This is a genomic window from Streptomyces niphimycinicus (assembly GCF_018883605.1).
Classification (GTDB): domain Bacteria; phylum Actinomycetota; class Actinomycetes; order Streptomycetales; family Streptomycetaceae; genus Streptomyces; species Streptomyces niphimycinicus.
Genome location: NZ_JAHLEM010000632.1, coordinates 1 through 12611 on the forward strand (window position 1 = coordinate 1; position 12611 = coordinate 12611).

Annotated in this window: 13 protein-coding genes and 1 pseudogene; 2 read left to right on the top strand and 12 right to left on the bottom strand. The window is 71.5% G+C overall.

Annotated elements, in window-relative coordinates; genetic code table 11:
- The 3 genes from KN815_RS38345 to KN815_RS38355 all read right to left on the bottom strand — a co-directional run.
- On the bottom strand, positions 1-1581 hold a 1581-nt coding region (locus tag KN815_RS38345; protein WP_216346434.1), incomplete at its 3' end, for a chromosome segregation SMC family protein.
- Positions 1582-1820: 239 nt separating this feature from the next.
- On the bottom strand, positions 1821-2030 hold the full coding sequence (locus KN815_RS38350) for a hypothetical protein (protein WP_014055172.1): 210 nt from the start codon (positions 2028-2030) through the stop codon (positions 1821-1823).
- Between the two features lie 372 nt (positions 2031-2402).
- Positions 2403-2684 carry an acylphosphatase gene (locus tag KN815_RS38355; protein WP_216346435.1) on the bottom strand — a complete coding sequence of 94 codons (282 nt, stop codon included), beginning with the start codon at positions 2682-2684 and terminating at the stop codon, positions 2403-2405.
- A 191-nt stretch (positions 2685-2875) separates the two neighbouring features.
- Here KN815_RS38355 and KN815_RS38360 point away from each other — a divergent pair, with 191 nt between their 5' ends.
- Complete coding sequence (locus KN815_RS38360; protein WP_216346436.1) at positions 2876-3811, top strand: CAP domain-containing protein; 936 nt, start codon at positions 2876-2878, stop codon at positions 3809-3811.
- A gap of 146 nt (positions 3812-3957) precedes the next feature.
- Positions 3958-4431, top strand: a complete 474-nt coding sequence (locus tag KN815_RS38365) for a winged helix-turn-helix transcriptional regulator (RefSeq protein WP_216346437.1) — start codon at positions 3958-3960, stop codon at positions 4429-4431.
- On the opposite strand, the gene mutM is transcribed toward KN815_RS38365, so the two are convergent.
- The 9 genes and pseudogenes from mutM to KN815_RS38410 all read right to left on the bottom strand — a co-directional run.
- Entirely contained in the window at positions 4347-5279 is a 933-nt protein-coding gene (gene mutM / locus KN815_RS38370) for a bifunctional DNA-formamidopyrimidine glycosylase/DNA-(apurinic or apyrimidinic site) lyase (RefSeq protein WP_216346438.1), read from the bottom strand. The two genes, KN815_RS38365 and mutM, sit on opposite strands and share 85 nt — an antisense overlap.
- Before the next feature lie 122 nt (positions 5280-5401).
- Positions 5402-6238 (bottom strand): ribonuclease III, encoded by an 837-nt coding sequence (rnc, locus tag KN815_RS38375; protein ID WP_216346439.1) that lies wholly within the window; start codon positions 6236-6238, stop codon positions 5402-5404.
- A 19-nt stretch (positions 6239-6257) separates the two neighbouring features.
- Positions 6258-6431 (bottom strand): 50S ribosomal protein L32, encoded by a 174-nt coding sequence (gene rpmF / locus KN815_RS38380; protein WP_009714764.1) that lies wholly within the window; start codon positions 6429-6431, stop codon positions 6258-6260.
- A 2-nt stretch (positions 6432-6433) separates the two neighbouring features.
- A complete protein-coding gene (locus KN815_RS38385; RefSeq protein ID WP_253209492.1) occupies positions 6434-7024 on the bottom strand; it encodes a YceD family protein in 591 nt (196 codons plus the stop codon).
- A 204-nt stretch (positions 7025-7228) separates the two neighbouring features.
- Positions 7229-8344, bottom strand: coding sequence for a F0F1 ATP synthase subunit B family protein (locus tag KN815_RS38390; RefSeq protein ID WP_216346440.1), 1116 nt, complete (start codon positions 8342-8344; stop codon positions 7229-7231).
- A gap of 107 nt (positions 8345-8451) precedes the next feature.
- Positions 8452-8961 (bottom strand): pantetheine-phosphate adenylyltransferase, encoded by a 510-nt coding sequence (coaD, locus tag KN815_RS38395; protein WP_253209493.1) that lies wholly within the window; start codon positions 8959-8961, stop codon positions 8452-8454.
- On the bottom strand, positions 8958-9545 hold the full coding sequence (gene rsmD / locus KN815_RS38400; protein WP_216346441.1) for a 16S rRNA (guanine(966)-N(2))-methyltransferase RsmD: 588 nt from the start codon (positions 9543-9545) through the stop codon (positions 8958-8960). Before rsmD ends, coaD begins: the two co-directional genes overlap by 4 nt.
- Positions 9546-9742: 197 nt before the next feature.
- Positions 9743-11902, bottom strand: a complete 2160-nt coding sequence (recG, locus tag KN815_RS38405; protein WP_253209494.1) for an ATP-dependent DNA helicase RecG — start codon at positions 11900-11902, stop codon at positions 9743-9745.
- 128 nt (positions 11903-12030) lie between these two features.
- Positions 12031-12611: pseudogene (locus KN815_RS38410) on the bottom strand (DAK2 domain-containing protein); the annotation flags it as partial.

Here is a 12611-nt window from a genome sequence, read left to right on the forward strand (position 1 = left end):
GCCGGGAGTGACGGTGAGGAGTTCGGCGGCGGGGCCCAGGAGTCCGCCGAGCCGGTCGGCGGCGGCCAGCAGGGCGCCCGTGCCGTCCTTACGGCGCAGACCGAGGGCGAGGGCGTCATGGCGGGCGGAGGTCGCGGCGCGCTCCCGCTCGGCGGCCGTCGCGGCCTCGCGGGCCGCGCTCAGCGCGGACTCCGCCTCGGCCAGCTCGCGCTTGGCGGCCTCATGGCGCTCCGCCAGTTCCGCGTCGTCCGCGTCGAGTCCGTCGACCTCCGCCTTGAGCTGTTCGTACTCCTCCTGTGCGGCGACCGCCCGGGTCTGTGCCTCGTCGCGGGACGCGGCCAGCCGCTCGATCTCGGCGCGCGCCGAACCGGCCCGGCTGCGGGCCGCGTTCACCTGGCCCTGGAGCCGGGCGAGCCCTTCGCGGCGGTCGGCGATGGCGCGGGCCACGTCCTTGAGGCGGCGCTCCTCGTCGGCCAGGCTGCGTTCGAGGTCGGCCCGGTGCGCCACGGTGTCCTCCAGCGCCCGGCTCGCCGCCTCCAGGGCGGCCTCCAGTTCGGCCTCCTGCTCCCGGATGCGGGCCGCCTCGCGCTCCATGTCCTCCGGGTCGCGGCCGCGCCGCTCCTCCCCGGGGGCGGAGGTGGCGCTCTTGACCCGGGCGTCCGCCAGGCTGACCGTGCCGCGCACCCGCTCGGCGAGCTGCGAGAGCTCGTACCAGGTCTGCTGGGCGTCCCGGAGCCGGGGCGCGAGCCGTCGCACCTGCTCCTCCAGCGCCGCCTCGCGCTGCTGCGCGGTCCGCAGCTCGGCCTCCGCGGCCTCCTTACGGCGCTTGAGCTCGGCCTCGTCGGCGATCTCGGCGCGCAGCGCTTCGCGCAGGGTCACCAGGTCGTCGGCGAGCAGGCGCAGCCGGGCGTCGCGCAGATCGGCCTGGATGACGGTGGCCCGCCGGGCCACCGCGGCCTGCCGGCCGAGCGGCTTGAGCTGGCGGCGCAGCTCGTCGGTGAGGTCCTGGACGCGGGCGAGGTTGGCCTGCATGGCGTCCAGCTTCCGCAGCGCCTTCTCCTTGCGCTTGCGGTGCTTGAGGACGCCCGCGGCCTCCTCGATGAAGGCGCGGCGGCCGGTCGGGTCGGCGTGCAGCACCCCGTCGAGCTGGCCCTGCCCGACGATGACATGCATCTCGCGGCCGATGCCGGAGTCGGAGAGCAGTTCCTGGATGTCCAGCAGCCGGCAGGTGTCCCCGTTGAGCTGGTACTCGCTGCCGCCGTTGCGGAACATGATCCGCGTGATGGTGACTTCGGCGTAGTCGATGGGCAGCGCGCCATCCGCGTTGTCGATGGTGAGCGAGACCTCGGCGCGGCCGAGCGGGGGACGGCCGGTGGTCCCGGCGAAGATGACGTCCTCCATCTTGCCGCCGCGCAGGGATTTGGCACCCTGTTCGCCCATGACCCAGGAAAGGGCGTCCACGACATTGGACTTGCCCGAACCGTTGGGGCCGACGACGCAGGTGATACCCGGCTCGAACCGGAGCGTCGTGGCGGAGGCGAAGGATTTGAACCCTCGCAGGGTCAGGCTCTTGAGATGCACGCCTTTGGACTCTACCCGCCACCCCTCTTCCGGCACCGTCCCGTGACGGTGGCGCCGCGCTCCCGTCCCGGCTTTTTCTCGGTTTCAGCAATGATCGGTTTCACCGCTGGGAGAGAGGGGCACATCAGTCGGTAAGGGTGGCTCGGAGACCACTTGGGGATACGACGAAGGGACGCCGAGGCGTCCCTTGAAGATTCTCAAGCGGCTGACGATGCAGCCCGACCGGCCCTTGGGCTGGGTCAGGCGAGCGCAGGCTCCGCCTGGGATACGTCGATGCTTTCGAGCAGCGAGTCGCCGTGGTAGTGAGCGGCGGCGGACAGTGCGTCGTTCTCGGCCTGAATCCGGACGAGCTCGGATTCGAGGTCCTGGACGCGCTGCTGAAGCCGTCGCATCTCGGCGAGGACTCGGGGGTCGGAACCGCCGACGTAACCGAGAAGCGCCTTTGCCATGATGGATGGTCCTCCACACTGAGTGACCGACCGAAGCGGTCTGGGTCGTGAGGGATTTGCACCCGCGTTGCCTGCCGAATTACTACCGTGCTGCGCGGCAAACAGTTAAGGTGCGCGGGGCTTCCAGCGTCTCACCAATTGGTTTGAGGGTCAACACGATCACATGCCGACGGGGCCGCAGGGGTCGAGAGCATACGGGCGGCGGACTGTGCCCACCCCTCTCCAGAGGACCCATGGCGGTCGGGGATCTTCCGTGACACCGCAGCCTTCCACGGCGCGGCGCCGTTGGCAACCATCAGCCGATTTCTGCTCACCGTGCGCAGGGAAGGCATGGTCAGCGGGGTGCCGCGGAGGGTGCCTCCGGTGAGTTGATCAACGGATTTCGAAGCTGCCGTAACCCCCGCGCGGTGTGTCCCAGATCTCGGTGATTCCCTCGACTTTCCCGGGCGTGTCGCCATCCTGGAGCCATTCGAGTAGCTGTTCGCATTCCGCGCGCGGGCCCTCCGCGACCACCTGCACCCGCCCGTCGGCGAGATTGGAGGCAAAGCCGACGAGGCCCCCGATACGCAGTGCGTTGGCCCGGGTGTACCAGCGGAAGCCGACGCCCTGGACATGGCCGCGGACCCACACGGTGAGGCGGACTCTCTCGTTCATACGCGCACGCTAACCCCACGCGCGAGCAGGCGCTAAACCATCTAATTCGCAACTGTGCACGCGCGTTGGGGCCCGAATGGCGTACAGTCCCGGCTCAACGAGACTCACCCACACGAGTGATACATGGCTCGCGCACACGAGTGACACATTTCGAGCGACTTTTGACGCCGAGCACACAAGGAAGGCAGGAGATGGGCCGCCATCGACGATCTGCCCCCGGGGCCGTGGCGCACGACGCCATCGCAGGCCGCCACCGGGGACCGCACCGGAGCCCCCTCGCTCCGGTCCGGACCGGACTGTTGGGCGTGTCCGCCGCCGTCGCGGTCGGCGCGGTGGCGATGGCCTCCGGACTCGTTCCGGGAGACGGCTACAAACTGGGCGGGGGCAATGACTCCGCCGGACAGGTCCAGGCGGGCGGTCCCACGGACTCGGGCCTGGAGACGCAGGGCTCGCAGTCCGCGGCCCCCACCGGGCGCAGCTCGGTTCCGCCCAGCCGCGGCGACGACCGTCCTCACGCACCCTCCACAACTCCCTCCAGGACCCCCTCCAAGCCCTCCAGCACCCCTTCCACCACACCGCCGGAGCAGCCGGGGTCCTCCGCGCCTTCCGGGAACAACGGAAAGGGTGGAAAGGGCGGAAAGGGCGGAAACGGCAAGGGCGGCGCCAAGGGCAACGGGCACGGAAAGCCGTCCCGTACGCCCACGACGGAGCCGACCGCACCCGCGCCCCCGGCGGGGTCGGCCGGTCCCGAGACCGCCTCGGAGGCCGAGGTCCTCACCCTCGTCAACAAGGAGCGCCGGAAGGTCGGCTGCGCCCCGGTGACGGCCGACCCCAAACTCGCCCAGTTGGCCGAGGACTTCAGCGAGGACATGTCCCTGCGCCAGTTCTTCGACCACATCAGCCCCGACGGCGACAGCCCCTGGGACCGTGCCGAGAGCGCGGGCATCCTGGACCTGGGCGGGGAGAACATCGCCCGCGGCCAGTCGGACGCGCAGGCCGTCATGGACTCCTGGATGAACAGCTCCGGCCACCGCGCCAACATCCTCAACTGCTCGTTCAAGCGCCTGGGCGTCGGCACCCACTTCGGCACCGGCGGTCCCTGGTGGACCCAGGACTTCGGCTACTGAGCCACTGAGCGGGCGATCGCGGCCCGTCACCCGCCAAGCCCGGGGCGTACGCATACGCCCCGGGCTTCGCATGCGTCCGTAGCTGCATACTCACTAAGCGAAAGCGCAGTCCGGGAGTCAGCGCTGAGTGCGCGTATGGTGTGTGCATGGACTGTGAACGCACTGGCGCGGCGTCCTCCACGGCGGACGCGGACAACCTGGCCTTCGACGTGTTCGCCCGCGCCTGCCCCTCGCGCGGCACGCTGGAGCATGTCACCGGAAAATGGGGCGCGCTCATCCTGACCGCGCTCCACGAGAGCACCTTCCGCTTCAACGAGCTGCGGCGGCGGGTCGACGGCGTCAGCGAGAAGATGCTGTCGCAAACCCTGCACGCGCTGGAGCGCGACGGTCTGGTGCACCGCGAGGCGCAGCCGACCAACCCGCCCCGCGTGGACTACCGGCTGACCCCGCTCGGCAGCGAGGTCGCCGAGCGGCTGCGGGCACTGATCGATCTGGTCGAGGACCGGATGCCCGAGGTGCTGACGGCGCGGGAGCGCTACGACACGGTGCGCGCCGGGAGCGGCGAGGCGGCCGGGCGCGAGGCCGGCCGGGCCGCGATGGCCGGGCGCGGCGGGCGCTGACAGCGCGGGCAGAAGAAGCTGGAGCGGTTCATCCAGGGGCGGCGGCGCATCGCGGTGCCGCAGCGGCGGCACGGCTCGTTCTCCCGGCCGTACGCGTCCAGGGAGCGCTCGAAGTAGCCGGACTCGCCGTTCACATTGACATAGAGGCTGTCGAAGCTGGTGCCGCCGACGGCCAGCGCCGCGGTCATCACCTCGCGCACATGGCCGAGGAGTTCGGCGGCGCGCGGGCGGGCGAGGGTGGCGGTCGACCGGTCGTAGTGCAGCCGGGCGCGCCACAGCGCCTCGTCGGCGTAGATGTTGCCGACCCCGCTGATCAGCGACTGGTCCAGCAGGGCGCGCTTGATCGTGGTGCGGCGGCGGCGCAGCGCGGTGTGGAAGGCCGCCTCGTCGAAGGCGGGGTCCAGCGGGTCGCGGGCGATATGCGCGATGGCGTCCGGCAGCCCCTCCAGATCGCCGGGGACGGTGTCGTGCAGCGAGAGCCCGCCGAAGGTGCGCTGGTCGACGAAGCGCAGCTCGGTGCCCGCGTCGTCGGCGAAGCGGACCCGGATGCGCAGATGCTTCTCGTCGGGGGCCTCGGCCGGCTGGACCAGGAGCTGCCCGCTCATCCCGAGATGGGCCAGGACCGCCTCGGCGGCGGCGTCATCGTCGAACGGCAGCCACAGGTACTTGCCGCGGCGGCGGACGATCCCGGTGCGACGGCCCCTGAGCCGGGCCGCGAAGTCCTCCGGGCCGCCGAGGTGACGACGGACCGCGCGCGGATGCAGCACCTGGACCTCGGCGACCGTACGGCCGCTGACCCAGCGCTCCAGTCCGCGGCGGACCACCTCGACCTCGGGCAGCTCGGGCAACGGGGGCCTCCTTGGCCTTGAGCCCTCACCGCCCCCGGGCGGAACGGCCCGGCGGGCCGTCCGCCGCGGGGGCGGTGAGAGGTGTTACGGACGTGACGGACGGTACGGCGGGGAAGGGCCGATCAGCGTGCCGAGGAGGCCGTGTCGGCGGCGGCTCCGCCGTCCGCCGCCGTGGTGGCGGTTCCGGCGTCGGCCGCCTTGGCCTTCGCCTGAGCCTCGTCGGCAGCCGCGCGAATCGCGCGCCAGGCGGCCTCGGCCGCCTGCTGCTCGGCTTCCTTCTTGCTGCGGCCGGTGCCGGTGCCGTACGCGACACCACCGACGCGGGCAGCAGCCGTGAAGGTCTTCTCGTGGTCGGGACCGGTCTCGGAGACCAGGTACTCCGGGACCCCGAGCCCCTCGGTGGCGGTCAGCTCCTGGAGGCTGGTCTTCCAGTCCAGGCCGGCGCCGAGGTTCGAGGACTTCTCGATCAGCGGGTCGAAGAGCCGGTGCACCAGCTCAGCGGCAGCGTCGAGCCCCTGGTCGAGATAGACCGCGCCGATCACCGCTTCAAGGGTGTCGGCGAGGATGGATGCCTTGTCCCTGCCCCCGGTGCCCTCTTCGCCCCGGCCGAGCCGGATGAAGGCGCCGAGGTCCAGACCACGGCCCACTTCGGCGAGCGCGCGCGAGTTCACCACCGCGGCCCGCAGCTTGGCCAGTTGGCCCTCGGGCAGGTCGGGGTGGATGCGGTACAGCGTGTCGGTGACCACCAGGCCGAGCACGGAATCCCCGAGGAATTCCAGCCGCTCGTTGGTGGGCAGCCCGCCGTTCTCGTACGCGAAGGAGCGGTGGGTCAGCGCACGCACCAGAAGGGCGGACTCGAGCTGGTACCCGAGCCGCCCTTCCAGGATCGTGTGAGACGAGGCCGTGTCCGCCTGGGCCGCTTCACCGCGCTTACGCGGGGGCGTAGTGGCGTCTGACATAGAGCCTGTCACCCGCCGATCAGACCTCGAGGACCTGGCGGCGGTTGTAGGTGCCGCAGCTCGGGCACGCGATGTGCTGCTGCTTCGGCTCGTGGCAGCGCTCGCACGCCACCAGGGTGGGGACCGCAGCCTTCCACTGCGACCGGCGGTGGCGCGTGTTGCTGCGCGACATCTTCCGCTTCGGAACAGCCACGGCTACTTCTCCTGTGGGTCATCCCCGCGCTCGCGGGGTGCGTTGTCCTTCTCGCCGTCCCTCATGGTCTCGGCGAGTCCTTGCAGCGCCGCCCAACGGATGTCGGCGGCATCGTGGTGGTGGTCGGGGTCGTCCGCGAGGCGGGCGCCGCATTCGGCACACAGCCCCGGGCAGTCCTCCCGGCACACCGGCTGCAACGGCAGTGCGAGCACCACCGCGTCACGCAGCACGGGCTCGAGGTCGAACAGGTCGGCCTCGAGGAAGAGCCTGTCCTCCTCCTCGGCGTCGTCGCCGGTATCCGCGTCGCGGCTCCGGTCGTCGGCGTCGGGGTAGGAGTACATCTCCTGGAAATCCGCTTCGAGCTCTCGCTCCAGCGGCTCCAGACACCTTACGCACTCCCCCGTCAGCGGTGCACGGGCGGTGCCTGTGACAAGCACCCCTTCCATGACCGACTCCAGGCGGAGGTCCAGCTCGACGGTCGCGCCTTGCGGCACCCCGATGACCTCGATACCGAGGTCCTTCGGCGCCGCCACGGAACGGGAGATCCTTTTCAGCGCACCAGGACGACGGCCCAGCTCGCGCGTGTCGAACACGAGGGGGGCACGGTGGTCGAGGCGGGCGTTCAGGGCTTCCTGCTTTCTACGCTGCGGCGGGCCACCCGGTCATTCGCTACGAAACGGGCAGCCGAGATCGCGGACGTACACGCGACCGAAGAGCCAGGATACTGGACAGGCCGCCGTAGACCCAATCCGCCCGGTGGGGGCGGAGTTCCGGCGGCCCGAGGGGGACGGGACCTACTAGCGGCCCTGCTCGTACTGGCGGAGCTGATCGAGGTCGATCATGCTCGTGTCGAACAGGCTGGTCTCGTCGAGCGCGGCGCCCGACTGCTGCTGCTGATGGCGCTCCAGCGGCTGCTGGGGCTGCTGAGGCACATAGCCCGCGTTCGGGTCGTAGCCCTGGGTCTGGGCCTGCTGCTGCCAGGCGTAGGCGTCCTGCTGATAGCCGCCCTGCATGGCGTACGGGTCCTGCTGCTGCGGTACGTACGCCTGCTGCTCCTGCTGCGGTACGTAAGCCTGCTGCTGGTAGCCGTAGGCGTCCTGCTGCTGCTGATAGCCCGCCGTGGCGGCGTAGTACGCGGCGTCGGCGGCCGCCTGATCGGGCTGGGCCACGGGCTGGGCGACGGCCGCCTGGGACTGGGCGAGGTCCGCCAGATAGTCGTCGTCGGTGGTCCGCAGGGCCATTCCGGCCTCGTCCTGGGCCGCCATATGGGCGCCGAGCTCATCGGCGGGGCGGGCCCCGAGCAGCTTCTGGCGGCCCCGGCCGACCGCCTCCAGGGTCTTGGAGAGGACCGCCGAGACGGCCCCCAGCTTGGTGTCCACGTACTCGTCGGCGCGCTGCCGCAGGGTCGCCGGGTCGGCGCTGCGCTCCGGGCCCTCGTCGGGCTGCTCGAGGCCGTCCTCGGCGCCGGGGACGCGGCCGAGCAGCTTCTCCCGGCCGCGGCCCACCGAGCCGATGGTCTTGGTGAGCACGACCTCGAAGTTGGCCAGCTTGCTGTCCACGTAGTCGTCGGCCTCGGCCCGGATCTCCTCGGCCTCCCGGCGGGCCTCGGTGAGGATCCGGTCGGCCTCCTCCTGGGACTTGCGCACCATCTCCGTGTCCGAGATCAGCGAGGCGCCCTGGGCGTGCGCGGACTCGATGATCCGCCCGGCCTCCTCGCGGGCCTCCGCCACCATCTGGTCCCGGCCGCCGATCAGCTCCTGGGCGTGGGCCAGGGAGTCCGGGAGTGCCGCGCGCACCTCTTCGAGCATGGCGAGCAGCTCGGCGCGGTTGATCACGCACGAGGCCGACATGGGCATGGACCGGGCGCCGCCGACGGTATCGACGATCTCGTCGAGCTTCTTCTGCACGTCCACTGTGGGTGCTCGCAGACTGTCTGGATGCGGATGGGAACGGAGAACGAACGGGACGACTGTACGGCGAGCGGACCGCTCCCGGACAGCCGCTGACGTCCCGTCAGCCGTTACTTCCGGCCGAGCCGCTCGGAGAGCGATTCCAGCACCACCGGGGGGACCAGGTGGGAGACGTCGCCGCCCCAGGCCGCGACCTCCTTGACCAGGCTGGAGGAGAGGAAGCTGTAGGTGGGGTTGGTGGGCACGAACAGCGTCTCCACACCGGAGAGGCCGTTGTTCATCTGGGCCATCTGGAGCTCGTAGTCGAAGTCGCTGACGGCTCGCAGCCCCTTGACGATCGCGGGGATGTCCCGCTGCTTGCAGAAGTCGACCAGAAGTCCATGGAACGCCTCTACCTTGACGTTCCCGTACTCCTCGGTGGTCTGGCGGAGGAGATCGATCCGCTCGTCCACCGTGAACAGGCCCTGCTTCGACTTGTTGATCATCACGGCGACGTGCACGACGTCATAGAGCTTGGAGGCACGGCCGATGATGTCGAGGTGTCCATTGGTGACGGGGTCGAACGACCCCGGACAGACTGCGCGGCGCAACGGAAGTTCCTCGCTCTCGGGTCCGGTCATGACGCGTTCTCGCACGTCGAGGCGGCGCGACCGTACCAAAGCGTGCCCTCGCCGTACCGACGGGCCCGTAGCCCCTCGAATCCGGCAGGCCACACGAACTCCCCACCTCGTGTGCTGCGCTCAACGGTGACCAGCGCGTCGGCCGCTAGCCAGCCATTCCCCAGGAGTGTGAGGAGGATCTCGCGGAGTTCGCCGTCGGTGACGGCGTAGGGCGGGTCCAGGAAAACGACGTCGTACGGGCCGGTGACGGGGGCCTGTCCGGTGATGGTCTGTTCCGCCTTGCCGGTGCGCAGCTCCGCGCCGGGCAGACCGAGCGCCCGGACGTTCTGACGGATCGTGCGGGCCGCCCGCGGGTCGGACTCGACCAGCAGCACATGGGCGGCGCCACGGGACAGCGCCTCCAGGCCGACCGCGCCGGAGCCGCCGTACAGGTCGAGGACGCGGGCCCCGTCCAGCGAGCCGAGCAGCGACTCCCAGGTGGAGAACAGGCCCTCGCGCGCCCGGTCCGAGGTGGGTCGGGTGCCGTTTCCCGGCGGCACGGCCAGGCGGCGTCCGCCGGCCGCTCCGGCGATCACGCGGGTCATGGGTGTTGGCAGTCCTTCGCGATGGTCGGGGCCGCGGCGCACCTCGCCCGTCCGGGCGGGGCCGCCGCACCTCCACGATATGGCGTACGGCGGCGGGCGGTGGCCGCGCGCTCCGATCGCGAGGTCCGGCCCCACCCCCGGCGCCCGTCCCGGCCCTCCTCCCAGCCCCTGTTTCGGCCCTTGTTTCGGCCCTTGTCTCAGCCCTTGTCGAGGTACTCCTCGCGCTCCTTGTCCAGCAGGGCGTCCAGCGCGGTGCGCAGCTCCGGGTATCCGGCCAGCTCCGGGTCGTCGGCGACGATCGCGGTCGCCTCCTCCCGGGCCGCCGCGATGACCTCCTCGTCGTCGATGACGGCGAGGACCCGCAGCGAGGAGCGGACCCCGGACTGGGCCTGGCCGAGCACATCGCCCTCCCGGCGCTGCTCCAGGTCGATCCGGGACAGCTCGAAGCCGTCGAGCGTGGCCGCGACCGCGCCCAGCCGCGCCCGGGCGGGGCCGGCCTCGGGCATGTCGGTCACCAGCAGGCACAGCCCGGCGGCCGAGCCACGGCCGACACGGCCGCGCAACTGGTGCAACTGGGAGACGCCGAACCGGTCGGCGTCCATGATCACCATGGCGGTGGCGTTGGGGACGTTCACACCGACCTCGATGACGGTCGTGGCGACCAGGACGTCCACCTCGCCCGCGGCGAAGCGGCGCATCACGTCGTCCTTGGCCTCGGGCTGCATCCGCCCGTGCAGCACCTCCACCCGCAGACCGCTCAGCGGGCCCTTGGTGAGCTGCTCGGCGACCTCGACGACGGCCAGCGGCGGGCGCTTCTCGGCCTCGTCCTCGGGGGACGGGCCCGCGGCGCCCTTGGGCGTCTCCCCCTCGTCGCCGATGTCGTCCCCGATCCGCGGGCACACCACATACCCCTGGTGCCCGGCGGCCACCTCCTCGCGCACCCGCTCCCAGGCGCGGGTCAGGAAGTGCGGCTTGTCCTTGGCGGGCACCACATGGGAGGCGATCGGGGAGCGGCCGGAGGGCAACTGGTCCAGGACGGAGGTCTCCAGGTCGCCGAAGACGGTCATGGCGACGGTGCGCGGGATCGGGGTGGCCGTCATCACCAGCAGATGCGGGGGCTGTTTGCCCTTGGAGCGCAGGGCGTCGCGCTGCTCGACCCCGAAGCGGTGCTGCTCGTCGACGACCACCAGCCCCAGGTCGTGGAACTGGACCTTGTCCTCGATCAGGGCATGGGTGCCGATCACGATCCCGGCCTCGCCGGTGACCAGGTCCAGCAGCGCCTGACGGCGGGCCGCGGCGCCCATGGAACCGGTGAGCAGCACCACCTTGGTGCCCTGCTCCGCGCCCCCGAGCATCCCTCCCTCGGCCAGCTCCCCCATCATCTCGGTGATCGAGCGGTGGTGCTGCTGGGCGAGCACTTCGGTGGGCGCGAGCATCGCCGCCTGTCCCCCGGCGTCCACGACGCCGAGCATCGCGCGCAGCGCGACCATGGTCTTGCCCGAGCCCACCTCGCCCTGGAGCAGCCGGTGCATGGGGTGGTCGGTGGCCAGGTCGGCGAAGATCTCCTCGCTGACCCGGCGCTGGCCGTCGGTGAGGGTGAACGGCAGCCGGGCGTCGAAGGCGGTCAGCAGCCCGTCCGGGCCAGGCTTGCGGGGCGCCGCGGGCAGTTGGGCCTCGGCCCTGCGGCGCCGGGCGAGCGCCACCTGGAGGACGAACGCCTCGTCCCACTTCAGGCGGTCCCGGGCCATGGCGATATCGGTCTTGGTGGCCGGTCGGTGGATCTTGCGCAGCGCCTCGGGGAGCGTGGCCAGCCCCCGGCCCTCGCGGAGGCTGTCGGGCAGTGGGTCGACGAGCCCGGCCAGCGCGGCCTCCTCGTGGCCGGCCGGGCCCAGCACGGTGTCGACGGCCTGCTGGATCTGCCAGGACTCCATCTGCTTGCACGCCGGATACAGCGGCAGGAGCTGATGGGCGAACGCCTCCACGGCCTCCGCGCCGCTCTCCGCGCCCAGCGCCTTGAACTCCGGATGGGCCAACTGCCGCTTGCGGTTGAAGACCGAGACCTTCCCGGCGAACATCGCGCGGGTGCCGGGCTGGAGCTCCGCCCGCGGCTTGTGCACCCCCTTGCCGAAGAAGACGAGCTGGAGACGGCCGCTGCCGTCGGTGATGGTGACCTCCAGCCGGCGGCCCCGGCCGCCGTTGAACGTGTGCACCCGGGCGTCGGCGACCTGCGCCACCACGGTCACATGCTCGTCCAGGGGCAGATCGGACAGCCGGGTCAGCTCACCTCGCTCCGCGTACCGCCGCGGGTAGTGGTGCAGCAGATCGCCGACGGTGTGCAGGTCGAGATGGTCGGCCATCACCTTCGCGGTGTTGCCGCCCAGGACCTTCTTCAGTGGTTCATCCAGCACGGGCACTCGTCCATTGCACACCACGGCAGTGACAAAGCGGGTGACGAGCGGGGTGATTCAGCGGCCGGCCGCCGGTCTCATTCGATGCCTATGATCAGCGGCGCGGTGGGCTGACCACCGTGGTAGACGACCGTGTCCACGGCGAAATGCCCCTCCCGCACATGCCGCTCCAGCCGCTCGGCGACCTCGTCCGGCAGGCCCGCGCCCAGCACCAGCGTGACCATCTCGCCGCCCGAGGCCAGCATCCGGTCCAGCACCGTCTCGGCGGTCGCGGCCAGCTCCGAGCCGATCACCGCCACATCGCCGTCGATCATGCCCAGGACGTCCCCGGCCTGGCACACCCCGGCCATGGTCCAGGACTGGCGCTCGGCGACGGCCAGTTCCGCGTAGCGGGTGGCGCCCGCGGCCGAGGTCATGGCCACCACGTCCTCGTCGAAGCTGCGGCCGGGCTCGTGGACGGCGAGCGCGGCGATGCCCTGGACGGCGGAGCGGGTGGGGATCACCGCGACCCGTACGCCCTCGGCGCGGGCCTGGGCGGCGGCCGCGGCGGCCGTATGGCGCAGCTCGGCGTCGTTCGGCAGCAGCACGACCTCCCGGGCACCGGCCCGGCGGACCGCGTCGACCAGTTCACCGCTGCCGGGCGGCTCCCCGGGGCGGG

Excerpts from the sequence above, each read along its gene's own strand:
- KN815_RS38365 (WP_216346437.1), top strand. The coding sequence starts at position 3,958 with ATGGACTGTGAACGCACTGGCGCGGCGTCCTCCACGGCGGACGCGGAC.
- KN815_RS38355 (WP_216346435.1), bottom strand. The coding sequence starts at position 2,684 with ATGAACGAGAGAGTCCGCCTCACCGTGTGGGTCCGCGGCCATGTCCAG.
- KN815_RS38360 (WP_216346436.1), top strand. The coding sequence starts at position 2,876 with ATGGGCCGCCATCGACGATCTGCCCCCGGGGCCGTGGCGCACGACGCC.
- KN815_RS38350 (WP_014055172.1), bottom strand. The coding sequence starts at position 2,030 with ATGGCAAAGGCGCTTCTCGGTTACGTCGGCGGTTCCGACCCCCGAGTC.
- rnc (WP_216346439.1), bottom strand. The coding sequence starts at position 6,238 with ATGTCAGACGCCACTACGCCCCCGCGTAAGCGCGGTGAAGCGGCCCAG.
- recG (WP_253209494.1), bottom strand. The coding sequence starts at position 11,902 with ATGGCCGACCATCTCGACCTGCACACCGTCGGCGATCTGCTGCACCAC.
- rsmD (WP_216346441.1), bottom strand. The coding sequence starts at position 9,545 with ATGACCCGCGTGATCGCCGGAGCGGCCGGCGGACGCCGCCTGGCCGTG.
- coaD (WP_253209493.1), bottom strand. The coding sequence starts at position 8,961 with ATGACCGGACCCGAGAGCGAGGAACTTCCGTTGCGCCGCGCAGTCTGT.